Source organism: Stenotrophomonas maltophilia group sp. P373 (assembly GCF_053295075.1).
In genome coordinates this window covers 2,299,708-2,325,859 of the sequence record NZ_CM129994.1, presented here as the reverse complement: position 1 = coordinate 2,325,859, position 26,152 = coordinate 2,299,708, and the positions used below count along the sequence as shown (strand labels likewise).

The following is a 26,152-nucleotide window of genomic DNA, read 5'->3' as shown; positions in this document are numbered from 1 at the left end:
CTTTTAGCATCTCTTCTCGAAGGCAGACGCCCTTCGCTCAAGCCCCAGCACAGTGCGGCTTGAACCCTAACCTCAAACCGATCAAAGGAAATTCATCATCATGAACAAGCTTGCACTTGCCCTGTCCGCCGCCCTCTCGCTGGGCGCGGTCGCTTCGGCTTCCGCCGCGGAAGCGACCGTCAACTTCACCGGCGAGATCAAGGCCATGTCCTGCTCCGCGACCATCAATGGCAGCGGGACCACGCTCACCTTGCCGACGGTGTTCGCCCACGAGATCAACGATGACCGCGCTCCCAAGCAGCCCTTCACGATTCAGTTCGGCGACACGGGCAAGCCGTGCCCCATCGCGAACTACACCTTTACCTTCGCGGAAAGCGCTCTCGATGCCAACGGTCGCCTGACCAACAAGGCCGCTGCCGGGGCTGCCACCAATGTCGTCCTGGCGGTGGGCAACACCAGTGGCGACCTGAACCTCTGGAGCCATTCCCACAATGAATCGCTGACCGCCGACGGCACGATCAGCATTCCGTTGCAGGCGCGCTTCGCCAAAGCCGACAGCGCTGACGTGACCGAAGGCTCCTTCAGCGCCCCCCTGCTGATCAACGTGGACTACACCCCGTGAACACCCCGGCGCCCACGCCCGCACGGGTCTGGGCGCCCCTTCCTGGAGGAACAATCATGAAGCGCAATCCACGCCCGGCCATGCTCGCGTCAATGCTTGTCACGCTGGCGGCTCTGTCAGCCTCTGCACACGCGGGTGTGGTGGTGGACGGAACCCGCTTCCATCTGTCCGCCGAGGAGAGCGAACTCACAGTTCGACTGATGAACCCCGACCAGACGTCGTCTCTTGTCCAGTCCTGGATTGACGATGGCGACGCGAACAGTACTCCGGCCAGCCCGTCGAATGTGCCGTTTGTCATCCGCCCGCCCGTGGCGCGCGTCGGTGCCGGCGGCGAGCAGGTGCTGCGCATCGTCAGTGCCGGCCAGCCTGCTGCCCAGGACCGCGAGGGCCTGTATTACCTGAACCTGCTGGACGTTCCGGCCACGGAAGCAACTACAGATCCGCAGTTGCAGTTGGCAGTGCGATCGCGTTTCCCGCTGTACTACCGCCCACAGGGCCTCAGCTCGGCGGGTGCTGCAGATGCGCCGAAGAAGCTGAAGTGGTCGCTGGTGCGCGAGGCGCAAGCATGGTCGCTGCGTGCGGACAATCCCACGCCCTACCACGTCAGCCTTGTATCCGTCGGCAGTAGCCAACCCATAGAAGGTGGCCTGATTACGCCCTTTGCCAGCTCGACCTATCGGCTCAGCCAGGCGGAGTACAACGCACTGACCACTGATATTTCGATCGAATACAGAACGGAGAAGGGCCGTACGGCAACGTTGACTTCGCCGTTGCACCGTCCCTGATTCGCGCCTGAACCCACTGAAACGTCTGCCTGCGGCCCTCGCAAGAGGGCCCACGGGACCCTTTTTGCCTAACGCCAGGAATTCGCCATGAACCGACTCCCGACGACAACTCCGCTGCGTCCGCATCGCCTCGCTGCGGCACTGCTCGTCGCGCTGCTTCCGGCAGCAGCGATGGCGGCGCCGTCGCTGGAGTTCAATACCGATCTGCTCTACGGCGACATCGATGTCAGCCGCTTTGAACGTGAGGGCCACCTGCCAGGCATCTACACCGTGGATGTGCGGGTGAATGGAACCATCGTTGGCAAGCATGACGTGGAAGTGCGCGCGGTAGACGGCGTGGACCGGCTGTGCCTGTCGTCGGAGCTGTTCGAAATGATGGGCCTGCATACCAGCAAGATTGACGACCTGCGCGGCAAGGCCGAGCATGCGGACCTGCTGCCGTTGCCGGAAGGCGTGACCTGCGAAGATATCGCGCGCTTTGTGCCGTCCTCTACGATGAACCTGGATACCGCCCAGCAGATGCTGGACGTCAGTGTTCCGCACGCCTATGTGGCACGAAACAGTGGTTGGGTGGATCCGTCGCGTTGGGATTCGGGCATCAATGCCATGCTGCTGAACTACAGCGTCAGCCACAGCATGGCCGAGTATGGCGGTGTGAGATCCAGCTATACCGGCGGCAGCATCGATGCTGGTGTGAACCTGGGCGCGTGGCGGCTGCGCCATTCCGGCTACTTCTCCAAGAGTAGCGGCAGCAAGGCGTCGTATGACGCCGGTACGACCTATGCCCAGCGCGAGATCCGTCGTTTCAACGCCCAGCTGACGCTGGGCGAAGCCAGCACGGAAGGGGACCTGTTCACCGGCTTCGGCTATACCGGCGCCAATATGCGTACCGACCCGCGCATGCTGCCGGATACCGCCCGCAACTATGCCCCGATCATCCGTGGCGTAGCACAGACCCATGCGCGCGTTACCATCCGCCAGCGTGACCATGTCATCTACGAGACCACCGTGGCACCTGGTCCGTTTGAAATTGACGATCTGCGCAATGCGGCCGGTGGCGGCGACCTGGATGTGGTCGTCACCGAGGCCGACGGCCGGGTGGAGTCGTTCACCGTGCCGTACGCAGCGGTCCCCGGCCTGTTGCGTGAAGGCCAGAACCGCTTCAGTGTCACCGCCGGCCAGCTTCGTGACGAGCGCACCGACGCGCCCACCTTCGTACAGGCGACGCTGCGCCGCGGTGTAAGCAACGGATTTACCGGCTACGCCGGCGTGCTGCTGGGCGAAGGCTATGGCGCGATGGTGCTGGGCGGGGCGGTGAATACCCGCATAGGTGCGTTCTCCGGCGACGTGACCTTCTCCGACACGCGCTTCAGTTCGGATGTGGAAGGGTTTGGCCGTCGCATGCAGGGCCAGTCCTATCGGCTGGCATACAGCCGCCGGCTCAGCGATGCGACCAGCCTGAACCTGGCCGCGTACCGCTATTCCACGGATGGCTATCTCGATTTCAGCGACGCGGCGCGGCTGCAGAGTGCCCTTGCTGCGGGCGAAACCGGCCAGGGTATTTCCCGCCAGCGCAGCCGCCTGGACCTCACGTTGAGCCACCGTTTCGGCCAGGGGTCCCTGTATATGCAGGGCAGCACGGCCGACTATTGGAATACCGATCAACGCAGCACAAATTTCTCCGTGGGCTACAGCGGGCGGCTGGGGCCGGCGTCGTACAACATCAATGCGCGCCGTACCTTGACGTCATCGTTGTCTGGCGGACCGACCAAGGCGAGCGACAGCGCCAACCTGAGCATCTATCTGCCGCTGGGGCGGGCCCCGTCGGCACCGCGCGCCAGCACCAGCGTGAGCACGAGCGGCGCCGGTACCAGCTTCCAGGCCAATCTGGATGGGCAGTTTGGTGCGAGGCAGCAGGGCAGCTACAACCTGTCATACGGCCAGTCGGCTCATGCCCGCGATATGGGCGCTAGCGTCGGTTACATGGGGTCGAGCGCGACCGTGGGCGCCTCATGGAACCGCAGCGCCGGGGGCCAGACCCTGGGGGTGTCTGCCAGTGGCAGCATGGTTGTGCACGGCGAGGGCGTTGCGCTGTCCCAGCGCACCGGCGATACGGTCGGTCTGCTGCATGTTCCTGGCGCAGCCAACGCGGCTGTGGGCCACGGCCTGGGCCTTCGCACCAACAGCAAGGGCTATGCGGTGGTACCTTACCTCAGCGCCTACCAGCACAACGAAGTATCGGTGGACCCGAAGGGCCTGCCCATGGACGTGGAGCTGAAATCCGGCTCGACCACCGCTGTGCCGACCGCCGGTGCGGTGGTGAAGATGGTCATCCCCACCTCGGTCGGCCGCAGTGCCCTGATCGAGGCGCTTGACGGCCAGGGCCAGGTGCTGCCGTTCGGCCTGGATGTCTACGATGAGGACGGCCAGGTCGTCGGTATCGTGGGGCAGGGCAGCCGGCTGTGGGTACGCGGCATCAACGAGAAGGGGCTGTTGCGTGTCGACCATCGCGCTGGTGGGCAACGTGGTTGCACCATCGCCTATGACCTGGCCGCGGCGGGCGATGCACCGATCCACACCAGCATCTGCACGCCAGCATCGGCAACAGTTGCCGACACCACCGCGAACGATAGCGGATACGACGTTGCACACCGATCGCCGAATTGAACGGCACGTATGTGCCAACGAATCACACGAACTCGAGGACAGGCTCATGTACAGCCACATTGAAATTACCAACACCAACCGGCCGTTTGGCCGCATGCAGGGGTGGCGGCGCGTGTTCCAGGCGCTCGCGGCAGGCGCCGCGCTGGCGGCCTGCTGGACTGCCGCAGCCTGTACCCCTGTGAATTCCAGCCAGTATCCGGATCCTGCCAGTCCGCCGAAGGGTTGGGTCTATGAGGGGCTGGACAAACCGCTGTATGGCTGGACCTTGATCTGGGGAACTGCGGCATCGCCTGCCAACGTCGTCTATGAGGGCTGCATGGATGGCACCCACTATGAGCTGGACCTGCAACCTGATCTCACGCCCACGGGCACGATATTTGATGGCGCGGAGGTGTACGTTGCAGACAGTGGCGCGAAGCGTCTGGGCATTCAGTTCCTCGCGGCAGGGCGCGTTGCTTCGGGCGACTGGAGCGAGGCAATCAAAGTGAAGTCAGGCCAGGCCAATCTGATCCGGACCGCCAGCGTGGATGGCAAGATGGAGATCAAGATCTGGTACCAATATATTCCGCTTGCAGATCTGAGTGGGGTCACATCCATCGAGGCGGTTCCCCATCGCTGGCGCTTCGAGAAGCCAGGTGGAGAGCAGCAGGGCTACAAGATCACCCAGCGTCACACCAAACTCGCGCACACCCCTCCGCAGCCAGCACGTTGCCGTTTCCATTCCGCGAACATTCCCAGCACACTAAACATGCCGCTCACCACCGCTCCGATGCTCCAGACCCCTGGAGCCAGCGGCCCCGCGGTAGAGCTCAAATGGGACTGGTCCTGCAATCATGATGATGGTTGGGTCGAACCCAGTATCGTCTACACCGCAGGCACCCCGACCGTCGGGCTCGGGCAGGGGCAGATGGCGGTGAAGGCGGATCCTGGCGCGGCGGAAGGCGTGGTGCTGGAGGTGAGACGTACCAACACCTTTGGTGGTACGAAGACCCCGCTGGAGTTCGGAAAAGTCTATACCGGTTACAACTGGCATGGGTGGGAGTATCTTGACGTGCGCTATGTGCGTACAGCAGGCGCGCTGAAGACAGGCCCCGCCAATGGCAGCATTACCATTTCGCTCACCCACCGCTAGCGCCGAGGCCGGTTTGCACCGTGCCCCCCCGGGGACAGAGGAGGACGACATGCATCGACTGAAGCCAGTGTTGGTCGTAGCGCTGCTGCTGGCGGCGCCGTTGGGCCGGGCGGATATTGGTATCCAGGAGACCCGCCTGGTGCACGAGGCAGACGCGCGCACGGTGTCGATGCGCGTCTGGAACTACGGAAAGGTGCCCGCATTGATCCAGTCGTGGGTAGACGACGGGGCGGAGGGACAGGAACAGAGCAGCCGGCGCTTTCCTTTCTTTGCCGCGCCCCCGCTGTTCACGCTGCAGCCGGACGGCAATCGCGATATCAGTGTGAACTGGCTGGGATCGGCCGGCGTGCCGGTGGATCGCGAATCGCTGTACTGGCTCAACATGCTCAGCGTGCCGGCCAGCAAGAAGAAGCCCGGTGAGGCGGGCGTCAACATGGACATCGCCGTGCGTGTGCGGGTCAAGCTGCTGCATCGGCCGGCGGGGCTGCCGGGCAAGGCAGATGATGCGCCTGCGCAGCTGCAATGGGAACTGCAGGGCACCGGGCCAGGCAGCACGGCGCTGGTGGCGCGTAATCCGTCGGCCTACCACGTCAGCATCATCGCGCTTGAGCTGGGGGCGCAATCCATCGAAGTCGCAGCGGAGGATGTAGTGAAGCCACTGTCGACGTGGTCGGTGCCGGTGCCGGAAGCGCTCGGAAAAGGCTCGCTCCAGTTGAAGGGGAGCTGGGTGGATGACGCGGGCAATGCGCAGACGCTGCAGGCAACAGTACGCTGCGAGCAGCCGTGGTGCGCCGCCTTGTGATACGAATTACGGCCGGACAACGGCCTGTGCTTCATGGTCCAGGCCGTCGTCATCCAGCCAGATAAACCGCAACGGAAGCGGACCGGCAGTCTCTGCCGCTGCGGCTGCCACACCGACCACCCATGACCCTCTGGGCGGGATCTGTGCCCGGTCGGCCTCCAGTGCCACGCGCGTCGTGCCCAATGACAGTTCAGCCAGGCTGACGAAGTAGGGGCTGGGATTATCGGCCCGCAACTGCATCTGGCCTTCCTTCGCCAGCAACCGCCACTGCAGCTGGCCCGGGGCGTCGATGGCGCTGCCCGGCAGGCCTGCGGGTCGATGAAAGAGTTTCAGTCGCCAACGCATGGCAATGTCCAGCGGGGCATCCTTCCCGCTGCGGGTGGGCAGATCCAGCAGGTTGATCCACAGCAGTGATTCCCGGTCAGCCGGCAATGACCGCGTATCGGCCGAACGCACCTGCACGTCGCGGGTACGGCCCTCGTCCAGGCGGAATACCGGAGGCGTGACGATATAGGCCGTTCGCAGCTGTTCAATCGGCGCGTTGCCATGCGCGTCTCCCTCATCAATCCAGGCCTGTACCAGTGAGGGCCGTGTGCCGATGTTGCGGATCCTGATCGACGCCGGGGCAGGGTCGGCTGCGTGCTGCACCACCCGGGTAGCGCCGACGCGCAGATCGGCTCGCGCAGCGGGCACGGTTGTGGCAAGCGTAACAACAGCAATAAGGACCAGGTGTCGCATGCAAGGGGCTAGTAGGGAACGGTCGTGATTGTCAGGCTGCTGTGGGCAGAGCCTGGCTTCAGTGCGTTGGCGTTACGGATGAACCGTACCTGCATTGCCTGGCTGCCGGTACTGGGCAGTCCGCGCGCCCCGGGCATCAGGATGTCGGCGTACCACTCTCGGAACTGGATGGGCGTTTCGTTGCCGTCCGCCCGCCTCAGGGTCACCAGCATGTCCACGCCTTCGGCGTCTCCAGTGGTGGTCAGTCGCCCGGGCTGGTCCTTGATCTTGGCGGGGGAGTCGAACCAGAGGTCGCCACGGCCAGAGTGTCCCTCGTTGCCTGCGCGGCACCGCCACGAGAATGAAAACTCTGCAGCCGGACCAGTGTCGCCTGGGTTGCTCAGATCGGCCGTTGTGGTTCGGGGGAGCTGTACATTCGGGGGCGGGGCAGTGCCGAACTCGCAGCTGGCTTTGACCCTTGCGCGGCGCCGCACGCCCTCCACCGTCAGCTGGTTGAGCGACTGCCCGTAGGTCCTGTCAGCCACAAGCAGCGGCTCTTCGTCCTCCATCAGGATGTCCTCCCCATCGAAATCGCGCAGCGCCACGAAGCGGAATCGAACGCCGATCGGCAGCGACACTGTGGGGTTGCCCTTGATGTACTCGGCATGCGCCGTATAGGCCGTTGCCGCCGTCGCCGCGTTCTGCCAGTCGGATAGATCGGGTGTACCTGAGCTGGAAATGGAGCGGATGTATCGAAACTGCAGTTGGATGCCAATGCCTTCATGGTCGGTGGCAAAGGTCATCTGGCCATCATGGAAGCCCACGAATCGTTTGTTGGAGCGGAAGGAAAGGTAGGCCGTGGAGAGTGGGGCGCAATCAACCAGGTAGTTGACATCAACGGTTACCCAGTCGACCACCACCTCGCCGGTGCTGTAACTGTCGTACAGACCGGGGGTGGCTGGCACCCATTTGGCCGGGCCGGCGGTGCAGGCGTGGACGGCGGGGCAGGCGGCGAGGAGGCCCAGCAACAGCCAGGCCGGTCCTCGGCCAAGTGAACGGTGTCCTGTCTGCTTATGCCCTGCCACCAACGTTCTCCTGTGCTGCCTTGGCGGACGGTAGCGCAAAGCGGCCGCAACGACCAGCCGGGTAGGGCGGGCATCGCGATGTCGGGAGCGACGTGCTGGCTGTCGCGAATGAGATCATGCCGTTGCGACGTCGAGCGCGGCGGGCAACTGTCGCATCGGGGCCGGTAGTCCACGCCAAGGCCCGGAACACGGGGAATGGCCGGTATGCGACAATGCCGGCCGCTGCATGAATGTCTCCGTCTGTGCACCGCAGCGCTTGCTGACGGCAAGCCGGGTGTGCGCATGATGGGTTGCCACCGGAAAAGGGTGGCCGGGCCTGGAAACCCGTATCGATTGGGCAGTAAACGCTTGCCAGCCGGCGTCGCCTTGTGTGGCGCCGGCTGGCAATCCGTCTGCGCGTTATGGCGGGGCGGTGCGTGGGGGTGCACGCGAGTGCACCCGCCGGTCAACGCCCAATCGTCCCGGTTTCCAGCCACGTACCGTCCCGCCGCCTTTGTTAAGGGCGGTGACACCGTAGCTTGTACGGAGACCTGCCATGAACCCATCGGATATTTCCCCTCTGCGCACCCGGTACGCCCCGGCCAACGCCGATGAGGGCGAGGAAGACACGGCAAAGCCCGATCCCAACAACCTGATCGCGCTGCTGCACCAGATCGGCCGCGGCGTGGCCGCCGACGGTCAGCCTTGGCCCGAGCGCCATCAATTGCCCGGCCGCTGCCTGGCCCTGGCCGACACTGACGGCGCCCTGGCCGGCCTGCGCGTCGTCAACGAGATCCTGTTGGCCGCCGAGCGCGCCCGCCAGAACGGTGGCCCGGAACACTACGTGGGCGACCGCGTGATGGAAGGGTTGAAGTTGGCCGCGCTGGCGCTGACCAACCACGCCATTTTCCGGTTGCACCCCGAGTAGATCCGCACCATGCGTGGATGCTGTTCAGGTAGAGCCGGGCCCACGCTCGGCTCACCGGGCAAAACGCAGCCGAGCATGGCGTGGCGCTACAGGAGAGCCACGCCATGCGTGGACGCTACCGGTGGTGTCTCATCGGCCACCACGCGGTAACGGCGCTGGCACCCCACGCCACCCACGCGCCCAGCGCCATGTAGACCAGCGCCTGCAGGCTGGCCGCAAGCACGAACGGCTCGGCGCGCTGGGCCATCGGCAGGCACACGCCACCCAGCACCAGCAGGCCGGCCAGCAGCCATGCTGCCGAGCCCATCGACGAACGCTCCTGGGTTGCACGCGGCACCACCGCACAGGCGGCCGCCACGCAGAATGGCAACAGCAGCGGCGTGGCCTGCCAGGCTACGCCCACGGCCAAGCTGGTAACGGCGATGACACCCCAGAAGATCCGCTCGCGCGCAGCAGGATGGCTGGCGCGTGCCAACGACTTCCCCAGCCCATGGATTGCAACCGCGATCGTACTGCCCAACAGCAGCCCGGCCACAACATCGCTCCAATAGTGCACCCCCAGCCAGACCCGGGCCATTCCGGCGATTACCCCGGCCAGCAGCGCGATGCCGAGCACTGCCGCAGTCTTGAACCTGCCCGTGATGTTCTGGCGCGCCAACAACCACAGTGCGGCCAGCACGAAGAAGCAGGTGGCGCTGGTGGTGTGCCCGCTGGGCAGGGAAGGGCCGGCGGCACCGGCTAGGCTGAGCGTGGCATCGAAGCTGAAGGGGCGCGGCACCGGTGCGAAGACCTTGATGCTCTGCACGGCCAGCGTGACCACCATCAACGCCATCAGCATCAGGCGGGATGCCTGCGCGCCGAACGCCACCCACAGCACTGGCATCGCCAGCAGATAGAACCAGAATTCGCCCAGGGCGTTGCCCACCACCGCCAGCCCGGGCACCGGCCACTGCTGGGTGCGTTGCACGCGATCCAGCTCCGCCTGGCGGAAGGCCGAGGCGGCCCCGAAGCGCGCGACGGGACGCACTTCGCTCTCGGCTACTGCGTGCAGGCGCTGATAGGCGTGCTCCAGCTGCTGCGGGAAGCGCGTGCGCAGCTGGCGGGCTTCGTCGCGGGTGACCCAGCGCGCCTGGATGAGCTCGCGCCCGAGATGCGGGGCGTCCAGGACATCTATTGCAGCCCCCTGCACCTGTATGGGCTGGGTCGCGCGGCAGGCGAACACATGGACACCGGCGTCGTCTTCCAGCAGGTCGGTGGTGGCGATCTGCAGGCCGGTCTCCTCCCACGTTTCGCGCAGGGCTGTCTGCGGAGGGAGCTCACCGTGCAATGCGGTACCACCAGGAAGCTGCCAGCGCGAGGTGACATCCTGCACCAGCAGCATGCGCTCGCCCGAACGCATGACGCAGACCGATGCAGCGCTGGCCAGCTGGGGTGCCAACAGCAGCGTTGCGAGCAGCACATTCCGCAACGAGACGGCGAAGAAAGGGAGGGCTGGAAGGGGCATGGCACCATCGCGTGGGGAGGATCACGTCGATGGTGGCGTCCCGCTGGAAAGGACACTATCGGATTCGTACGAATCCGATAGTGCGTTTTTGTGGATCCATGCCATGCACGGATGCATGCCGCAGTGCGAACGAGGATGGGCGCAGATCGCGTGACGGAATGGAATAGAGCCGAGCATGGGCTCGGCTCTACAGGAGTTCCATGCCAGCTCAGAAATCCATCGTCGCCGACAACAACACCGTTCTCGGCGCTCCCAGCGCCAGACTGGAAAGCAACGGCATGCCCCAGTACGCCTTGTTGGTCACGTTGTTCACCGTGGCGCGCAGCGCCAGCGGCCTGCCGGCCAGTGTGGTGCTGTAGCGCGCCCCCACGTCGAACAACGTCCGCCCCGGCACCGACAGGCGGTTGTCGGCACTGATGTACTGCTTCGACATCGACGTGGCATTACCTGCCAGGGTCAGGCCTTCCAGCGCAGGCACATCCCACTCCACGCCCAGCTTGGCCTGCCGCTGCGCCACGGCGGTGGCGATGCGCCCTTCATTCACGGCACCGGCCGTGCGGGTCAGCTTCGGCTGCACATAGGCCACGCCACCGAGCAGGCGCACGCCGTCCATCGGTGCACCGAAGAAGCCCCATTCCACACCCCGGTTACGTTGCTCGCCGCCAAACGAGAAAATATTCGTGACCGGGTCGGTGTAGCTGCTCGGCCGCTTCATCTCGTACACGCTGAAGGTGTGCGCGAAGCGGCCCAGGTCCAGCTTCAGGCCCAGCTCCCTTTGCTTGGTGCGGAACGGTGCGAACACATCACCGGCATTGGCGGCGGTCATCGGCGCGGTGGCGCCCTGGCTGAGGCCTTCGATGTAGTTGGTGTAGAGGGAGACCGTGTCGGTCGCCTTCACCAGAAGCGCCGCTGCCGGGGTGGTGGCGCTCTCGTCGTAGCGTGAGGTGCGTGCACCCGTGGCCACGTTGAAGGTCTCGCTGACCACCTGCTGGCGGCGCACACCCAGCGTCAGCTGCACACGTTCATCGGCAAAGGACAAGGTGTCGGCGAAGCCGATGCTGTCCAGCCGCAGTCCGGTATGCGAGATGTGCGGCGCTACGAACGGCGCGGCCCGGCCCCACACCGGGTTGTAGAGGTTGGTGGTCCAGTCCCAGCCCGGCACGCTGCGGCGGCCGTAGTCGTTCTGGGTGTGCTGGTAGTGGGTCACATTGGCAGCCCACTGATGGCCGACGCTGCCGGTGTGGAACGAACCGCGCAGGCCGGCATCTCCGGACTGCTTCCTGATATCGAAGGCGAGCTGGCCGATCACCGTGGTGAAGTCGCCGGCCGGATTGAGGATCTGCGCGCTGATCGAGCCGTTGTAGCGGTAGTCGGTCTTGGTGGTGCCATAGGCCAGGTAGGCCATCAGGCTATCGCTGATGTCCAGTTCGCCGCGCAGCATCGCGCCCTTGTCCTGGCTGTCCACGTAGGCCCAGTCCGGGTTGATCAGCGTATCGCCACGCGGCGGCCGCGGAATGGCGACGCCGGGTGCCAGGCCGACGCCACGTGCGGGGCCATCAACACGGTCATCGGCGCTGTACAGATCGGCCGACAGCCGCATACGTTCGCCGCGCCAGTCCAGTGCCAGCGAACCGAGCTGTACCTTCTTGCTCTGCTTGCCGACTGCGCCGTCACCATCACGGTAGGCACCGTTGAAGCGGATGCCGAACTGCCTGTCGGCGCCCAGGCGACGGCCCATATCCAGGTGGGTGCCGAACTGCGCGTCGGAGGCGAAGTTGGCACTGACCCGCAGCAGCGGTTGATCGCCGGCACGCTTCGGGACCAGGTTGACGCTGCCACCGACCGAGCCGCCCGGCGGCATGCCGTTGAGCAGCGCGGACGGGCCCTTCAGCACCTCGATGCGTTCGAACATTTCCGGCGAGGTGCGGTAGTAGGGCGCCATGCCACTCAGCCCGTTGAAGGTGGTGTCGCTGGTGTTGGAGGCGAAGCCGCGGATTGCGTAGTTCTCGCTCCATGCGCCGGTGACGCCGTTGCTGAAGACGGTGGGGTCGGTGGCGGCGATGACGTCGGTCAGGTCCTTGGCCTGGCGGTCGCGGATGAAGGACTCGGTATAGCTGACCGTACTGAACGGCGTGTCCATGAAATCCTTGTCGCCGAGCAGGCCGATACGGCCGCCGGCGGCCACCTGACCGCCGGCATAGTCGCCGGTCACGCGGCGCTGTTCCTGCACCTGCACCGAGGGCAGGGTGGACGGCGCGGTGTCGGCCAGCGCGGCGCACGATGCCATCAGGCCAAGCGCGAGCGCCGATGCGCGGTAGCGCCGGGCCAGGCCGTGCAGATGCGCTTGGCCGCATGGCGCGGCGGCAGCGCGGTTCTGCGGGGAAGAGGAGGGGTACGTGGTCATGCCAGGGTCCTGTGAATCTTGGGCGCGAGCGCGCCTGGCGCGCTGCCATCGGCAAGCACGGGAAGAGCGCGCAGCGCAGGGTTGTCGGCTGGGTGGGGACCTGGCGGGAAGTGAGCCTGGGGCTCGGTTCGGGCGGCGCCATGAGTGCGAACCAGACGCATTCCGAATTAGTTGAGTAAATTAAACTAAATAGACCAAAGCGGACAAGAGGGTCCCTTTGCTGGCACCCTCGGCAGGGTATGAACACGCACCGTATGAGCCCGCACCCCGATCCAACGGCGCCGACCCGTGGCCGCCCGCCCACCATCACCCCCGAGCGCCTGGCCGACATCGGCATCCGCCTGGGTCTGCCCAACCTGACCATGGCCAACGTGGCCGCCGAACTGGCGGTGACCCAGGCCGCGCTGTACAAGCGCGTGGCCAACCTGGAGGCGCTGAAGCGGCTGGTGGCCCAGGCGGTGTTCCAGCGCTGGCAGATTCCGCGCGCCTCGGCCGATGCGGCGGGCGGCCTGCAGGGCTATCTGATGGTGTTCGTGGAATCGTTGTGCGAGGTGGTGAAGGCGCATCCCGGGCTGCCGCCGTACCTGCTGCGGCGCACGGTGGCGACCGCGCCGATGCTGGAGAAGATCGCCTCCCACCAGGCGCACGTGGCCGAAGTCTTCGGCCTGCCGATGGACAAGGCACGCTGGCTGCTGGCCACAATCGCGTTCTACTGCATCGCCGGCGCCGACACCATCTACGCGATTGCGGATGACGAAGAGGGCCAGGTGATCACCGAGTTCAAGCAGGGCATGCGGGCGCTGGTGATCGGGTCGTTGCAGATGCTGGATGCGGACGGCGCGCTGTAACGTCGAGCCAGGCCGGACAGCCCTCCGGGTGGGCACTTCATGCGCCCAGGGAGGACATCTGGAATTTGTCCTATGCATGGCCCAGAGCCGTACGTCTAGGCTGGGGGCTGGACCCTTCCATCATCTTCCGGAGCCCTCAATGCATGCCCCTTCCCGCGCGCCGTTGCCCCAGCGAGCGCTGCTGTGGCTGAAGAAGGAGGCCTTGCCGCTGCTGATGCTGCTGAGCCTGTTCCTGGCTGCACGCGACACCTTGGCCAATCACTACGTGGTGCCAACCGGTTCGATGCAGCCGACCCTGCAGCCGGGTGATCGTGTGGTTGTCGACATGCGGGCGCACGGCCTGCGCCTGCCTTTCACCGGGCTGAAGCTGATGGGCGACAACGTGCCGCAACGCGGGGAGGTGGTGGTGTTCGCTTCCCCGGCCGATGGCGTGCGCATGATCAAGCGCGTGGTCGCAGTAGCCGGGGACCGCGTGCGCTTGCAGGAGGGACGATTGACCATCAATGGCCAGCCTTTGCAGATGACTGCCATGACTGACATGGAACGGTTCGGCAAGCGGCAGGCCCGACTGGATCTAACACATGGCGGAGGCCCGGACATTGCCGATCTGCGGGTACCTGCCGGCAAGGTGCTGGTGCTGGGCGATCACCGTGGCAACAGCCTGGACGGCCGCTTCTTCGGCTGGGTCGATGCGGACCGGATCTACGGCCGCGCCGTGGCGGTGTACTTTCGCCGCGGTGAGGGCGTGGTCTGGCAGCGCCTGTAGTTGGGCCCGGTGAAGTGTCCGGGTGCGATGAGCGCTAGCCCTCGGGGGAATTGCCGTGTTCCCATCCACGCATGGCGTGGATCTACAATGCGGCCATGCCAGCTACGCCCACCCTCGATGACCTTCGCCGCTATGCAGTGGCGCGCACCCTGTTCAGGCCGACCACGCTGCTGACCGCGATCCGGCGGTTGGGCTTCGTGCAGGCCGACCCGATCCGGGCACCGGCACGCGCGCAGGACCTGACCCTGCGGCACCGTGTGAAGGACTACCGCTCAGGCGATCTTGAGCGGCGCTACAGCCGCTTGCCGGTGGAAGAGGACTGCTTGGTGAACTACGGCTTCCTGCCGCGCGAGCATCTGGCGCTGATGCACCCGCGCGCGGCCAAGCGCGAGTGGGACGCCGAGACCCATCGCCGCGCGGCCGAGGTGCTGGCGTTCGTGCGCGAGCGCGGCAGTGTGCACCCCCGCGAGGTTGACCAGGCGTTTGCGCATGGCCGGGTGACCAACTACTGGGGCGGCACCAGCAATGCCAGCACGCACCTGCTGGACGGCATGCACTACCGCGGCCTGCTGCGCGTACAGCGGCGCGACAGTGGCACCCGCATCTATGCAGTGGCCGCGCATGCCGAGCCAGATGCCAGCGAACAAGCGCAGGTCGAGCGCGCGGCCGCGCTGATCGACCTGGTGGTGCGCAAGTACGCGCCGCTGCCATCGGCCAGCCTGACCTATCTGGTGCGCCTGCTGGGCTATGGTGCACCGCATCTGGCCGAGCAGACCCGCAAGGCATTGGCGCTGGCCAAGCAGCAGCTGGCCAGCTGCACGCTGGAGGGCACCACCTGGTACTGGCCGGCGGACGAGAATCCGCGTTCGCGCCGCTATGCACCGGACGAACAGGTGCGCCTGCTGGCGCCGTTCGACCCGGTGGTGTGGGACCGCCGTCGCTTCGAGCTGCTGTGGGGATGGGTGTACAAGTTCGAGGCCTACACGCCTGCACCGAAGCGCCAGTATGGCTACTACGCACTGCCGGTGTTGTGGCACGACCAGGTGGTGGGCTGGGCCAATCTCAGCGTGCGCGAGGGTGAGTTGGTGTCGAACGTGGGTTATGCCGGCAAGTCGCTGGCCCGCGACAAGGTGTTTCGTGGCGCGCTTGAAGACGAACTGCAGCGCATGGCGGAGTTCCTGTAGCGCCAAGCGGCGCATGGGCGCCTATCGCTCCTGTCAGCCGCCAACCTTGGTTGGCGCTGGCTTCCACCGGTATCCACCAAGGTGGGCATCTACCGGTCAAGCGGCGTCCTTGCGCTCCGCATCCTCCATGCCGGGGCTGACGCGGCGGCCGATGTCCTTCAACCGTGCCAGCTGATCCACCATCGACGGTGCATCATCCAGGCTGCCGACGAACGTCCACAGGTAGGTCATCACCGCGTACACATGGCCCGGGGTAACTCCGTCGGTGGTGGCAAGGCGGCCGATGGTCAGCGCGAACAATGCCGCAGCAGCCAGCCCGATCACCACATAGGCGCCGGCTTCGCGATCGGACAGCAGGATGCGCAGGCGCGACAGCGTGGTGTAGTGGCGGCGCAGTACCGAGGGGCTGACCCGGTCGACCAGGCGGATCTCGTGTTCCAGGCGGTTGTTCAGCCGGCCATGCAATTGCTCGTTGCGGCGTGCGAACGACGGCAGTACCAGCAGGGCCCCGAGCAGGGTGACCAGGCCAGCGGCACCGACCATCGGTTCGATCGCCAGCAGCATGGCCACCGCACCGAACATGGATGCCAGCGCGGTGGCGATGATCGGGACGTGCTTTTCAAAGAAGTCGACGAACTCGCGGGCCAGCACCACGCGTGCCGCCGAGGTGGACGTGGCCTGGCCCAGGCGGCGCTGTGCCTGCACCACGCTCACTGCCAGATCGGCATAGATGCGGGTGAAGGTGCGGGTATCGACCGCTCGACGGGCGGCGCCGACCAACCAGAACAACAGCACCACGCCGGCATAGGAAACGGCATGGCCGATGTTGCCGCTGATGATCGCGTCCACCGCGAAGCCGGCGAACAACGGATAGGCCAGCAGCAGGGTGTTCTCCAGCGCCACCAGCGAGAACGTGCCGGTGAGCTGCCAGGGATAGGTGCGCAGGATCGCCTTCAGAGTGGCGGCCGCATTCTGCTGCCCGATGCTGCCGGCGGCTGCCGCTGGATCGTTGGGGTGTTTCATGGGATGCCTGGGTGGGTCGGGGACAGGGCAGGGGACGGATGCCTGCCATCTCCCGGGTTGCGCCCAGTATCTGCGGCCCTTTGGAGCGGGCATGGAGGATCGATGGAGATTGCGTGGAGAAACCGGCGTCGTTCAGCGATGCGAATGCCCATCAAAGGTGGGCCGCTACCAGGGCAGCGTCTGCCGCGTCCTCAACGACGCGCATGCACCGGCCAACGGAGCTCGAACGCGCTGCCGCCGCGTTCGGTCGGGCGGCACTGCGCCGTTCCGTGATGGGCCACGGCAATCGCCCGCACCACGGCCAGGCCTAGGCCGGAGCCTCCGCTCTGTCGCGATCGCGAGACATCGGTGCGCTGGAACGCCTCGAAGATGCTGTCGCGAAGCTCGTCGGGCACGCCGGGGCCGCCGTCTTCCACTGTCACGGTGCAATGGCCTTCGGCCAGCGTGACACGAACCCGCAGTGGGCAGGGGACGGCATGGCGTCGTGCGTTTTCCAGCAGCGCCAGCACCGCCTGGCGGATGCGGGCCGGATCGCAGTCCGCCAGTGACGGCCGTGCCTCCAGGGTCACCGAAAACCCGCTTTCGGCCAGTGCGTCGGACATTGCTTCCACCACCGCGGCCACCTGCACGCTGACGTCGCTGCGCTGCAGGCGCAGATCGAGGTGACCGCTCTCGGCCAGGCTGACCACGCGCAGGTCTTCGATGATGCGGGTGAGTCCTTCGAGCTGGGTGAGCATGCTGTTGAACTGCTCGGGGCCCGGCTCGAACACACCTTCGGCAATACCCTGCAGGCGGCCGCGCAGGATGGTCATCGGCGTGCGCAGTTCGTGCGCGATCGCCGCGTTCCAGAACACACGGTTCTCGGACATCCGGCTGAGCCGTTCGGCCATCGAGTTGAAATCACTGACCAGCGTGGCCGCTTCGGCCATCGTGGTGTTGCCGCCACGTGCACGCGCTTCCAGATCCCCGCTGGCCACCCGGCGCAGGCTCTCGGCCACCGAGTTCAACGGGGTGATGATGCGCCGGGTCAGGCGCGAGGCGACCAGCGTGGCGAAGATGACCACCACGGTGGCGGTCAATCCGATCCACAGCCATTCCAGCCCGGACGGCATGATCGTTTCCGGCGCGTCGTACCAGCGCGGATAGAACACCTCCAGCAGGTAATAGAACAGGTAGAAGCCACTGATCGAGAGCACCGTCGAACACAACGAGGCGACCGTGATGGAGAGGGTGATCTGGCGGCCGATGCTCTTGCCTTTGGGATTCATCGATCAGTCCAGGAAACGGTAGCCGACGCCACGGATGGTGGCGGGAATGCCGATCACGCCCACCTCTTCAAGCTTGCGCCGCAGCTTGCTGACGTGGCTGTCGACGGTACGTTCCTGCGCATCACCTTCGGGCAGGCAGGCATGGAGCAGGTCCGCGCGCGCATGCACCTGGCGCGGCGCGCGCGCCATATGCACCAGCAGCCGGAACTCGGTGAGGGTGACGCTCAGTGCGTGCACCTGCTCGCCGGTGCGCACCGTCACCTCGTGGCTGCGCAGGTCGATCTCGAACGGCCCCTGGCGGATCAACCCGTTGGGTTCTTCGGCGGCGGTGGGGGCACTGCGGCGCAGCACGGCCTGGATGCGTGCAACGATCTCAGCGGGATTGAATGGTTTGGCCACGTAGTCGTCGGCACCCACGCGCAGGCCGGTCAGCCTGTCCACGTCCTGGTCGAGCGCGGTGAGCATGATCACTGGCGTGTTGCCGCGCCGCCGCAGTTCGCTTAATACCTGCCAGCCATCGAGCCTGGGCATCTGCACGTCCAGCAGCACTAGGTCCGGGCGCAGCTGGCGATGGCTGGCGAGCGCCGCCTCGCCGTCGGCGGCGCGTGCGCTGCGCAGGCCGGAACGGGCCAGGTAGGCACCGAGGATATCGGCGATTTCGCCTTCATCTTCGGCAATCAGGACCAGGGGCGCGGGTCGGCTACGGAGTTCATGTCTCATTGCGTGCTGCGGGTTCGAGGGCAGGGCGGGAAGGGGCTGGGTCATCGGCGGCGCTCCATGGCCTGTGCTTCCTCGTTGGCTGCCCAGGCCAGTGTGGCCAGCACCAGCGTGCGCTGCAGGCTGGATTCCACCGCAGCCGCGCCGCGCAGCTGCTGCTGCATCAGGGTGGACACCGCCGAGGGTAGCTTGCTCCAGCGCGAGGCCATGGGGGTGGCGTCCACCCGGGCCTGCAGCCGTGCAGCCATGCGCGCGATGGTGTGCAGGCGCACTGCCAGCAGGGCGGCCACCACGGTGGTGGCAAGGGCAAGCAGCAGATGCAGGTTGACGTTGGCGGCCGGGCGCGTTGCCGCCCAGACCGCCAGGCCGATCAAGGCCAGCGATGCGAGGGACCCGGTGCGGCGGGTGCGGCCGGGCCCATCACTGCCGAACCCCACCAGTGCGGCGGCCCCGAAGCCGGCCAGCAATGGCAGGCCCGGATACGGCGCGACCCACATCCACGTGCTGGTCGATGCCAGCACCAGTGCTATCAACCATGGCGAAGGCGCACACCATGCCAGGTAGGCACGGCGCACATCGATGGATGGCAGGTCCGGGTAGGAAAGGGACACGGCAAACAGGCAGTCGGCGAGGCCGACGAGGCTAGCGACCGTTGATGGAGATTCGGTCGAGATTGTGTCGAGATTGCGTGGACGCGGAGCTATCGCGTTCAGGCGTGGCGCTGGTGCCTGAACGGCCGCGGCGCCTCCATGCAATCTCCACGGTGGCTCCAAGAAACGTCCATCAGTGTCTTCCAGACTGCGGCTCCGGCGGTCGCATTGGGTGACTGCCCGCAACCGGGCGTTTCGATGAGCAACCGCAGGACCTGGATGATTGCTGCCGCCGTGGCCACGTTGGCCGCCGGTGCTGGATGGTGGACGTTTGCAGGCGGCGATGATGCCGCGCTGATCACCGCGCCGGCAAGGGTGGCGGATCTGGAGAAGACCGTACAGGCGGTCGGCCGGGTCCATCCGAAGGAGCTGGTGGCGGTGGGCGCGCAGGTGTCCGGCCAGGTCAAGCGCCTGCATGTGGTGCTGGGCCAGCGCGTGCGGGCCGGCGATCTGATCGCCGAGGTCGATTCACAACCGCAGCGGATCGCGCTGCGAAGCGCCGAGGCGGCCACCAATACGCTGCGTGCCCAGCATGCGGCCAGCCTGGCGCGCTATGCGCAGGCCAGTCGTGCTTACCAGCGCCAGTCGCAGCTGGTGGCATCGCGCCTGGTGTCGCAGGAAGGCTTCGAAGCCGCGCGCGTGGCACGCGATGCGGCGCGTTCGGAGGTGGCCTCGTTGCAGGCGCAGATCGACCAGGCTGTGACCCAGGTCGAAACTGCACGGATCAATCTGGGCTATACCCGCATCGTCTCGCCCAGCGACGGCTACATCGTGGCCATCGTCACCAAGGCCGGGCAGACGTTGAACTCGATGCAGACCACGCCAACCATCGTGATGCTGGCGCAGATGGATACGATGACCGTGCGTGCCGAGATCGCCGAGGCGGATGTGGAACTGGTCGCACCCGGCCAGCCGTTGTGGTTCTCGACGCTGGGGCCGAGCGGGCGCCGTTATGAATCCCATCTGCAGCAGCTGGAGCCAGCGCCGACCTCGATTGCCGAGGCCGCTTCCGGCAATGCGGGCGGCTCTGCGCAGACGCCGAAAGCGGTGTACTACGCCGGGCTGTTCGATGTAGCCAATCCTGGCCTGAAGCTGAAGCCTTCGATGACGGTGAAAGTGACCCTGCAGCTGGCGCGGGTCGCCAACGCGCTGCAGGTGCCATTGACGGCACTGGCCGAGCCGGATGACAAGGATGGCAACCGCGGCACCGTGCGCGTGGTCGATGCCAAGGGCCGCGCTGAGGAACGTGCGGTGACGACCGGCCTGCGCACCGCCACCGCCGTGCAGATCCTGTCTGGCCTGAAAGCGGGCGAAAACGTGGTGGTTGGCCAGGCGCCCAGCGGTGGCGACGCCGAACCCGCCAGCCTGCTGGGGATGTGAGCATGGCCCATGCACTGCTGGAACTGGAGGGCGTATCGCGCGCCTATCGCTCGGCCGCCGGCGAGGTGGTGGTGCTGAAGGAGGTCTCGCTGCGCATCAACGCCGGCGAGTTCATCGCCATCATTGGCCCCTCGGGTTCGGGCAAGTCCACGCTGATGAACATCCTGGGCTGCCTGGACCGGCCGACCGAGGGCAGCTATCGCGTGAACGGCGAGGCCACCGAACAGATGGCGCCAGACGCGCTGGCACGCCTGCGCCGTGAGCATTTCGGCTTCATCTTCCAGCGCTACAACCTGATGGAGAACCTGAGTGCCACCGAGAACGTAGCGCTGCCGGCAGTCTATGCGGGCGTGGACGCACAGACGCGCACTGCGCGCGCACGCACGCTGCTGGAAGCGCTGGGGCTGGGCGAACGCACCGGGAACCGGCCGGGTCAGCTGTCCGGTGGCCAGCAGCAGCGCGTGTCCATTGCCCGCTCGCTGATGAACGGCGGCGCGATCGTGCTGGCCGACGAGCCGACCGGTGCGCTCGATCACGCCAGTGGCCAGCAGGTGATGGCCGAGCTGAAGCGCCTGCACGCGCAGGGCCACACGGTGATCCTGGTGACGCATGATGCGGCGATCGCCGCCAACGCGGCGCGGGTGATCGAGATCGCCGACGGCCGGATGGTGGCCGACCGCGCCGAGCCGGGATTGCTGGCTGCGGCCGCAGGATGCGGGACCGAACGCGGCACGTCGCCGGTCGCCGAGCGCCGCGCACGCAGGGACGCGGTCCGCGAAGCGGCACGCATGGCGGCGCGTTCGATGCTGGCCCATCGCCTGCGCACGCTGCTGACCATGCTCGGCATCATCATCGGCGTGGCCGCGGTGGTGACCGTGGTTGCGCTGGGCAAGGGCGCACAAGCGCAGGTTGAATCCCAGATCAACGCGCTGGGCGCCAGCACCCTGGAGATCTTCCCGGGCGCAGATTTCGGTGACCCGCGCTCGGCGGAAGTCGAAACGCTGGTGGTGGCCGACGCGGACCATCTTGCGGCGTTGAGTTATGTGGACAGCGCCAGTCCGAACCTGACGGGATCGGTGGCGGCACTGCAGGGCAGCCGTCGTGCCAACACCCAGGTGCTGGGCGTAGGGGCCGACATGCCGCGCGTGCGGGGGCTGCGGCTGAAGGCCGGCCGCTTCTTCACCGACGCCGAAGTCGATGCGCACCGCGCAGTGGGCGTGGTCGACCAGAAGGCGGCGAAGGCGCTGTTCACTGGCAATCCCATCGGCAGAACGGTGCTGCTGGGTGGCATGCCGGTCGAGGTGATCGGCGCGGTCGGTCCCAATGCGTTCGCCGGTGGTGCAACCCCCACAGTCTACGTGCCGTACACCTCGGCGGCTTCCCGGCTGCTGGGCAGCCAACGCCTGGAGAGCATCACCGTGCGCGTACGCGACAACGTACCCACCAATGCCGCCGAAGCCTCGCTGGGCGCCGAGCTGGAGCGCCTGCATGGCCGTCGTGACTTCTTCATCTACAACGCCGACCAGATCCGCAAGGCGGTGATGAAGTCCAGCCAGACCCTGGCCGCGTTGGTTTCGGCGATCGCGGCGGTGGCGCTGGTGGTGGGCGGCGTAGGCGTGATGAACATCATGCTGGTGTCGGTGAAGGAGCGCGTGCGCGAGATTGGCGTGCGACTGGCGGTGGGGGCGCGGCAGAACGACATCCTGCGCCAGTTCCTGATCGAGGCGGTGCTGATCTGCGTGTTCGGCGGTGTGCTGGGGGTGTTGCTCGCGTTCGCTGTGGGTGCGCTGTCGAGCCTGTTGTCGCTGGGCGTGCCGTTCCTGTTCTCGCCGGGGCCGGTGCTCGCCGCACTGGCGTGCTCTTCGGCCATCGGGCTGGGCTTTGGCTACTTTCCGGCACGCACTGCCGCGCAGCTGGACCCGATCCAGGCATTGGCGGCGGAGTAGGGGCGCACCCGGTGACATCGTAGCCGCCATCACGGCCGGCGTTGCGGTAGAACGGCAGCAGCCACAGGTGGCTGATGCCGGGTTCACGGTGACCAGCCTGCTGCGCGGCATGGCAGCGGTCGGTGAACCGGATGGCACCGCATCATTACGCGGCATCCACGGTCCTTGGATGCCTGGGCGCGCACACTGAACGCTCACCCGATGCGCCGAGGAGACTTCCCGCATGGCCCGTCGCAAGATGCTTCGCATTGCCACGTTCAACGTCAACGGCATCGGCACACGCCTGCCGCAGCTGTTGGACTGGCTGCACAGGGAATCGCCGGATGTGGTTGCCCTGCAGGAACTGAAGGCGACCGACGCCGCGTTTCCGGCTTCGGCATTGGAAGAGGCTGGCTACGGCGCGCTCTGGCAGGGCGAGGCGCGGTGGAACGGCGTGGCGCTGCTGGCACGAGGGACCACGCCGGTCGAGAGCCGCCGCCGATTGCCGGGCGAGCCCAAGGACACCCAGAGCCGCTACCTGGAGGCGGCGGCGCATGGCATTGTGGTGGGTGCACTCTACCTGCCCAACGGCAACCCGCAGCCCGGGCCCAGGTTCGACTACAAGCTGCGCTGGATGGAGCGCCTGATCCGGCATGCGCGCAGCCTGGTCGAGCTGCCGCACCCTGCGCTGCTGCTGGGTGATTTCAATGTGATTCCCACCGACGCCGATGTCTATGACCCCAAAGCCTGGCGCCGCGACGCGCTGCTCCAGCCGGAGGTACGCGAGGCCTTCGAACGACTGCTGGCGCAGGGCTGGACCGATGCGGTGCGGAAGGTGCACGGCGACGCCACGATCTACACCTTCTGGGACTATTTCCGCCAGCATGCCGAGCGCGACCGTGGGTTGCGCATCGATCATCTGCTGTTGAATCCCGTACTGGCGGAGCGACTGAAGGACGCTGGCGTCGACCGCTGGGTACGCCTGCAGGAAAAGGCCAGCGACCACGCGCCGGCCTGGGTGACGGTAAGCGCGTGATCAACGCGCGGCTGGGTCTTCGCGACGCTCGCGGCGTACCCGTGCGCGGGTGCGGTACAGGCGGCTGTCCGCTTTCTGGATGGTGTCGGCCACCGGTTCGCCAGGCGTGTTGATGGCCGCACCCATCGAGAACGCGCTGGGCGAGAGCGCGGCGTGGTCCTGGTACCAATGCTCCAGTTCGCTCAGCCGGCCGTCCGCAGGCGCGACCAGTACCACCATGAATTCGTCGCCGCCCAGTCGTACCACCGTCTCATCTTTGCCCAGCGGTGAGCGCAGGAACGTCGCGAACTCGACCAGGACGGCGTCGCCACGCCGGTGGCCCTGAGTGTCGTTGATGTGCTTGAAGTGGTCCAGGTCGAACATCACGCAGGCCCAGCGCTCGTCAATGAGTTCATCCAGCCGGTGCAGGTAGCGCCGGTTGTAGCACTGGGTGAGGGGATCCTTGAAGGACATTTCGCGCAGCTGCTGCTCCTGCATCCGCAGCGCGGTGACGTCCTGAGCATGTCCCAGCACGTAGGGCGGGCTGGCTTCGTTGTCGAGCACGTTGTGATACGCCCAGTAGTGGCGCGTTCCGTCCGCGGCGATCAGCTCGATCACACCAGCGTCGGTGTGGTTTGCCTGGATCCGAGCGAGGTAGGCATTGAAGCCCGCGCGTTTTTCCGGCGGCATCAGGTCACACAGGCTGCGCCCGATCATCTGGCTTTCCTCGAAACCCAGTGATTGCACGGCCGCCGGATTCACCGAGGTCAATGTTCCGTCCAGCGTGTGCGTGCAGATCAGGCCCAGGCTGTAGTGGAACAGTCGCCGATAGCGGGTTTCGCTCGCTTCCAGCGCATCGAGCGCGGCTCGCTCGTCCGTGATGTCCTGGATCGCCCCGACCAGGCGCGGATGCCCGTCGATCTGTTGCCGGCTGCCAACGACGCGCGTCCAGATCGAGCGACCGTCGGCCGTGGTTATCGGCAGCTGCACTTCCCAGGACGTGCCTTCGTCGATGCAACGCTGCACTGCTGCCCGGATGATGTTGCGGCTGTCTTCGCGATAGAACGACAGCGCGGTGTCGAGCGTCGGTTCAAAGTTGCCGCGCACGCCGTGCAACTGCTTGGTCTCGCGGGTCCAGCGCACTTCGTTGGTGACCAGGTCCATCTCCCAGCCGCCCACCCGGGCGGCGCGGTTGGTGCGCTCCAGGAAGTCCTCGCTGCGTTTGAGCTCACGATGCAGCGCCTTGGCCTGGCCCACCTGCGCCATCAGCATGCTGCGCTGCTCCAGTACCTGGGTGGTGACCCGGGCAAGGTGCACCATCAGCTCGCGCTGGGACGGAGACAGCACGCCGGGCATCGGATCGAGCAGGCACAATGTGCCGATGCGTGCGCCGTGCGCGGAGCCCAGAGGGATGCCAGCGTAGTGACGGATGCGCGGCCCGCCCGTCACCAGTGGATTGGTGGAAAAACGCGGATCCTGGCGTGCATCGGCTATCTCGAGCAGCTCGTCCTGGCGTATGGCATGGGTGCAGAAGGAAATTTCGCGGGCCGTTTCACTGACGCCCTCAAGGCCGATGTTGGCCTTGAACCACTGACGGTCTTCGGCCACCACGCTGATCAGGCCCATGGTCATGCCGGTCGCGGCGCGGGCGGCGGCGACGATGGCATCGAACACCGGCTCCGGCGGCGTGTCCAGCAGGTGCAGTCGTTCGATTTCGAGCAGTCGTTCGGCTTCGTCCATGGTGCTTTTCAGGGCAGGGTGGCGAGGGCGGTTGCGGCGGCTGTCTGGCACTACGCTAGTGCTTGCCGCGTTATGTATCGCCATGACGGGGTGATGCCGACGTGAGGCGCGCGCGTCGGCTCAGCGTTGCCGGAGCGATGCCTGCAAGGCGGTGGCCAGTGCGGCATCACCGGACACCAGGTCCTGCCAGCGCAGCGTGATGCCCTTGCGGCGCCCCTCTTCAACCAGCTTCAGTCCTTCAGGGTCCACGATGAGGGTGTAGGGCTGGCCATCGATGTCCAGTTCGCGTCGCAGCGGTTTGTCGAGCGGGGTCATCATCGTTTCCTCGCAGGGACGGGAGTACGACGTGGCTGAATCGATACGTGACGATGATCACGGACGTGCCAACGCCAGGGGAAATCAACAGCGCGCGTGATGCCGATGCGGGGGCCGATCACCGGATCCTTCGGCGGCGGCATCCCATCGCTGGCGATGACGACGCCGTGGCTGCCGGTCACCAGGTCGGCGCCGTCGAAGCTGCGGTCCAGCCCGAAGGCCTGCGAGAGCTTGCCGGGGCTACTGGCCAGATCGTGGTCGCGGCGCGCGGCGGGGCGCAGTTCGCGCATGCGCTCCAGGCCCAGCAATGGCTCGATGGCCCGCAGCAGCACCGCCACGCCTTCGCCTGCTTCGCCGCAGACCACGTTGCTGCCCCAGTGCATGCCGTACGTGAAGTAGACATAGAGGTGGCCGGCCTCACCGAACATGCTGGCCGTGCGCGGCGTTGGCCCGCGATAGGAGTGCGCGGCGGGATCGTCGCTGCCGGCATAGGCTTCAACCTCGACGATGCGGCCAGCGCGACCATCGTCGCGCACCAGCAGTTTGTTGAGCAACTCCGGCGCAACGTCGGTCGATGGACGCCGGTAGAAGCGGCGCGGCAGGATCTGCAGGGAGGCGGGCAACCAGTCCGGCACGGTGGTGGCAGGCTCGGGTGAAAGACCGTGGCACTGTGGCATCGATCAGGTGAAACGGGCG

At 66.2% G+C, this 26,152-nt stretch carries 23 protein-coding genes; 12 read left to right on the top strand and 11 right to left on the bottom strand.

Annotation, left to right across the window (positions count from 1 at the left end):
* The first annotated feature begins 100 nt into the window (after window positions 1–100).
* The 5 genes from ACSYHF_RS10830 to ACSYHF_RS10810 all read left to right on the top strand — a co-directional run bounded on the left by ACSYHF_RS10830 (window position 101) and on the right by ACSYHF_RS10810 (window position 6,008).
* Window positions 101–622, top strand: a complete 522-nt coding sequence (locus tag ACSYHF_RS10830; RefSeq protein ID WP_447575626.1) for a fimbrial protein — start codon at window positions 101–103, stop codon at window positions 620–622.
* A 56-nt stretch (window positions 623–678) separates the two neighbouring features.
* Window positions 679–1,407 (top strand): fimbrial biogenesis chaperone, encoded by a 729-nt coding sequence (locus tag ACSYHF_RS10825; protein WP_447575625.1) that lies wholly within the window; start codon window positions 679–681, stop codon window positions 1,405–1,407.
* A gap of 87 nt (window positions 1,408–1,494) precedes the next feature.
* On the top strand, window positions 1,495–4,074 hold the full coding sequence (locus ACSYHF_RS10820) for a fimbria/pilus outer membrane usher protein (RefSeq protein ID WP_447575624.1): 2,580 nt from the start codon (window positions 1,495–1,497) through the stop codon (window positions 4,072–4,074).
* A 46-nt stretch (window positions 4,075–4,120) separates the two neighbouring features.
* Window positions 4,121–5,206: a hypothetical protein gene (locus ACSYHF_RS10815; RefSeq protein WP_447575623.1), complete on the top strand. Its 1,086-nt coding sequence runs from the start codon at window positions 4,121–4,123 to the stop codon at window positions 5,204–5,206.
* A gap of 49 nt (window positions 5,207–5,255) precedes the next feature.
* Window positions 5,256–6,008, top strand: a complete 753-nt coding sequence (locus ACSYHF_RS10810) for a fimbrial biogenesis chaperone (protein WP_447575622.1) — start codon at window positions 5,256–5,258, stop codon at window positions 6,006–6,008.
* 6 nt (window positions 6,009–6,014) lie between these two features.
* Here ACSYHF_RS10810 and ACSYHF_RS10805 read toward each other — a convergent pair whose 3' ends face one another.
* Both ACSYHF_RS10805 and ACSYHF_RS10800 read right to left on the bottom strand, forming a co-directional pair.
* Complete coding sequence (locus ACSYHF_RS10805; RefSeq protein WP_447575621.1) at window positions 6,015–6,701, bottom strand: fimbrial biogenesis chaperone; 687 nt, start codon at window positions 6,699–6,701, stop codon at window positions 6,015–6,017.
* A 53-nt stretch (window positions 6,702–6,754) separates the two neighbouring features.
* Window positions 6,755–7,810, bottom strand: a complete 1,056-nt coding sequence (locus ACSYHF_RS10800; RefSeq protein WP_447575620.1) for a fimbrial protein — start codon at window positions 7,808–7,810, stop codon at window positions 6,755–6,757.
* Window positions 7,811–8,345: 535 nt separating this feature from the next.
* On the opposite strand from ACSYHF_RS10800, the gene ACSYHF_RS10795 reads away from it, so the two are divergent.
* Window positions 8,346–8,717 (top strand): hypothetical protein, encoded by a 372-nt coding sequence (locus ACSYHF_RS10795; protein ID WP_447575619.1) that lies wholly within the window; start codon window positions 8,346–8,348, stop codon window positions 8,715–8,717.
* A 115-nt stretch (window positions 8,718–8,832) separates the two neighbouring features.
* Here ACSYHF_RS10795 and ACSYHF_RS10790 read toward each other — a convergent pair whose 3' ends face one another.
* Together ACSYHF_RS10790 and ACSYHF_RS10785 are read right to left on the bottom strand one after the other, a co-directional pair.
* Window positions 8,833–10,221 carry a phosphatase PAP2 family protein gene (locus tag ACSYHF_RS10790; RefSeq protein ID WP_447575618.1) on the bottom strand — a complete coding sequence of 463 codons (1,389 nt, stop codon included), beginning with the start codon at window positions 10,219–10,221 and terminating at the stop codon, window positions 8,833–8,835.
* A 208-nt stretch (window positions 10,222–10,429) separates the two neighbouring features.
* Window positions 10,430–12,625, bottom strand: a complete 2,196-nt coding sequence (locus tag ACSYHF_RS10785) for a TonB-dependent receptor (RefSeq protein WP_447575617.1) — start codon at window positions 12,623–12,625, stop codon at window positions 10,430–10,432.
* A gap of 254 nt (window positions 12,626–12,879) precedes the next feature.
* Here ACSYHF_RS10785 and ACSYHF_RS10780 point away from each other — a divergent pair, with 254 nt between their 5' ends.
* The 3 genes from ACSYHF_RS10780 to ACSYHF_RS10770 all read left to right on the top strand — a co-directional run bounded on the left by ACSYHF_RS10780 (window position 12,880) and on the right by ACSYHF_RS10770 (window position 15,423).
* The gene (locus ACSYHF_RS10780) at window positions 12,880–13,473 is read left to right on the top strand and encodes a TetR/AcrR family transcriptional regulator (protein ID WP_005416676.1); all 594 of its coding nucleotides are present in this window, start codon (window positions 12,880–12,882) and stop codon (window positions 13,471–13,473) included.
* Window positions 13,474–13,612: 139 nt separating this feature from the next.
* Complete coding sequence (gene lepB / locus ACSYHF_RS10775; RefSeq protein ID WP_447575616.1) at window positions 13,613–14,239, top strand: signal peptidase I; 627 nt, start codon at window positions 13,613–13,615, stop codon at window positions 14,237–14,239.
* 71 nt (window positions 14,240–14,310) lie between these two features.
* Window positions 14,311–15,423 (top strand): DNA glycosylase AlkZ-like family protein, encoded by a 1,113-nt coding sequence (locus ACSYHF_RS10770; RefSeq protein ID WP_005416674.1) that lies wholly within the window; start codon window positions 14,311–14,313, stop codon window positions 15,421–15,423.
* A gap of 96 nt (window positions 15,424–15,519) precedes the next feature.
* On the opposite strand, the gene ACSYHF_RS10765 is transcribed toward ACSYHF_RS10770, so the two are convergent.
* The 4 genes from ACSYHF_RS10765 to ACSYHF_RS10750 form a co-directional block, all read right to left on the bottom strand.
* On the bottom strand, window positions 15,520–16,446 hold the full coding sequence (locus ACSYHF_RS10765; RefSeq protein WP_065186450.1) for an ABC transporter six-transmembrane domain-containing protein: 927 nt from the start codon (window positions 16,444–16,446) through the stop codon (window positions 15,520–15,522).
* 191 nt (window positions 16,447–16,637) lie between these two features.
* Window positions 16,638–17,714, bottom strand: coding sequence for an ATP-binding protein (locus tag ACSYHF_RS10760; RefSeq protein WP_005416672.1), 1,077 nt, complete (start codon window positions 17,712–17,714; stop codon window positions 16,638–16,640).
* A gap of 3 nt (window positions 17,715–17,717) precedes the next feature.
* Complete coding sequence (locus ACSYHF_RS10755) at window positions 17,718–18,434, bottom strand: response regulator (RefSeq protein WP_032954218.1); 717 nt, start codon at window positions 18,432–18,434, stop codon at window positions 17,718–17,720.
* Between the two features lie 41 nt (window positions 18,435–18,475).
* Complete coding sequence (locus ACSYHF_RS10750; protein WP_447575615.1) at window positions 18,476–19,042, bottom strand: hypothetical protein; 567 nt, start codon at window positions 19,040–19,042, stop codon at window positions 18,476–18,478.
* A gap of 237 nt (window positions 19,043–19,279) precedes the next feature.
* On the opposite strand from ACSYHF_RS10750, the gene ACSYHF_RS10745 reads away from it, so the two are divergent.
* The 3 genes from ACSYHF_RS10745 to xth all read left to right on the top strand — a co-directional run bounded on the left by ACSYHF_RS10745 (window position 19,280) and on the right by xth (window position 23,422).
* Window positions 19,280–20,461, top strand: a complete 1,182-nt coding sequence (locus tag ACSYHF_RS10745; RefSeq protein ID WP_447575614.1) for an efflux RND transporter periplasmic adaptor subunit — start codon at window positions 19,280–19,282, stop codon at window positions 20,459–20,461.
* 2 nt (window positions 20,462–20,463) lie between these two features.
* A complete protein-coding gene (locus ACSYHF_RS10740) occupies window positions 20,464–22,407 on the top strand; it encodes a MacB family efflux pump subunit (protein ID WP_197598977.1) in 1,944 nt (647 codons plus the stop codon).
* Window positions 22,408–22,630: 223 nt separating this feature from the next.
* The gene (gene xth, locus ACSYHF_RS10735; protein WP_005416667.1) at window positions 22,631–23,422 is read left to right on the top strand and encodes an exodeoxyribonuclease III; all 792 of its coding nucleotides are present in this window, start codon (window positions 22,631–22,633) and stop codon (window positions 23,420–23,422) included.
* Here the strand turns inward: xth and ACSYHF_RS10730 are convergent, their stop codons facing one another.
* The 3 genes from ACSYHF_RS10730 to ACSYHF_RS10720 form a co-directional block, all read right to left on the bottom strand.
* Window positions 23,423–25,141, bottom strand: coding sequence for a sensor domain-containing diguanylate cyclase (locus ACSYHF_RS10730; RefSeq protein WP_447575613.1), 1,719 nt, complete (start codon window positions 25,139–25,141; stop codon window positions 23,423–23,425).
* Window positions 25,142–25,261: 120 nt separating this feature from the next.
* On the bottom strand, window positions 25,262–25,456 hold the full coding sequence (locus ACSYHF_RS10725; RefSeq protein WP_447575612.1) for a hypothetical protein: 195 nt from the start codon (window positions 25,454–25,456) through the stop codon (window positions 25,262–25,264).
* Window positions 25,456–26,091, bottom strand: a complete 636-nt coding sequence (locus ACSYHF_RS10720) for a DNA-3-methyladenine glycosylase (RefSeq protein ID WP_447575611.1) — start codon at window positions 26,089–26,091, stop codon at window positions 25,456–25,458. The genes ACSYHF_RS10725 and ACSYHF_RS10720 overlap by 1 nt, the downstream gene beginning before the upstream one ends.
* Window positions 26,092–26,152 lie beyond the last annotated feature (61 nt).

Bases quoted from the DNA above. Each gene is read 5' to 3' on its own strand.
- ACSYHF_RS10830 (WP_447575626.1), top strand. From the start codon at position 101: ATGAACAAGCTTGCACTTGCCCTGTCCGCCGCCCTCTCGCTGGGCGCG.
- ACSYHF_RS10825 (WP_447575625.1), top strand. From the start codon at position 679: ATGAAGCGCAATCCACGCCCGGCCATGCTCGCGTCAATGCTTGTCACG.
- ACSYHF_RS10820 (WP_447575624.1), top strand. From the start codon at position 1,495: ATGAACCGACTCCCGACGACAACTCCGCTGCGTCCGCATCGCCTCGCT.
- ACSYHF_RS10815 (WP_447575623.1), top strand. From the start codon at position 4,121: ATGTACAGCCACATTGAAATTACCAACACCAACCGGCCGTTTGGCCGC.
- ACSYHF_RS10810 (WP_447575622.1), top strand. From the start codon at position 5,256: ATGCATCGACTGAAGCCAGTGTTGGTCGTAGCGCTGCTGCTGGCGGCG.
- ACSYHF_RS10795 (WP_447575619.1), top strand. From the start codon at position 8,346: ATGAACCCATCGGATATTTCCCCTCTGCGCACCCGGTACGCCCCGGCC.
- ACSYHF_RS10790 (WP_447575618.1), bottom strand. From the start codon at position 10,221: ATGCCCCTTCCAGCCCTCCCTTTCTTCGCCGTCTCGTTGCGGAATGTG.
- ACSYHF_RS10785 (WP_447575617.1), bottom strand. From the start codon at position 12,625: ATGACCACGTACCCCTCCTCTTCCCCGCAGAACCGCGCTGCCGCCGCG.
- ACSYHF_RS10780 (WP_005416676.1), top strand. From the start codon at position 12,880: ATGAGCCCGCACCCCGATCCAACGGCGCCGACCCGTGGCCGCCCGCCC.
- lepB (WP_447575616.1), top strand. From the start codon at position 13,613: ATGCATGCCCCTTCCCGCGCGCCGTTGCCCCAGCGAGCGCTGCTGTGG.
- ACSYHF_RS10770 (WP_005416674.1), top strand. From the start codon at position 14,311: ATGGCGTGGATCTACAATGCGGCCATGCCAGCTACGCCCACCCTCGAT.
- ACSYHF_RS10765 (WP_065186450.1), bottom strand. From the start codon at position 16,446: ATGAAACACCCCAACGATCCAGCGGCAGCCGCCGGCAGCATCGGGCAG.
- ACSYHF_RS10760 (WP_005416672.1), bottom strand. From the start codon at position 17,714: ATGAATCCCAAAGGCAAGAGCATCGGCCGCCAGATCACCCTCTCCATC.
- ACSYHF_RS10755 (WP_032954218.1), bottom strand. From the start codon at position 18,434: ATGAGACATGAACTCCGTAGCCGACCCGCGCCCCTGGTCCTGATTGCC.
- ACSYHF_RS10745 (WP_447575614.1), top strand. From the start codon at position 19,280: ATGAGCAACCGCAGGACCTGGATGATTGCTGCCGCCGTGGCCACGTTG.
- ACSYHF_RS10740 (WP_197598977.1), top strand. From the start codon at position 20,464: ATGGCCCATGCACTGCTGGAACTGGAGGGCGTATCGCGCGCCTATCGC.
- xth (WP_005416667.1), top strand. From the start codon at position 22,631: ATGGCCCGTCGCAAGATGCTTCGCATTGCCACGTTCAACGTCAACGGC.
- ACSYHF_RS10730 (WP_447575613.1), bottom strand. From the start codon at position 25,141: ATGGACGAAGCCGAACGACTGCTCGAAATCGAACGACTGCACCTGCTG.
- ACSYHF_RS10725 (WP_447575612.1), bottom strand. From the start codon at position 25,456: ATGACCCCGCTCGACAAACCGCTGCGACGCGAACTGGACATCGATGGC.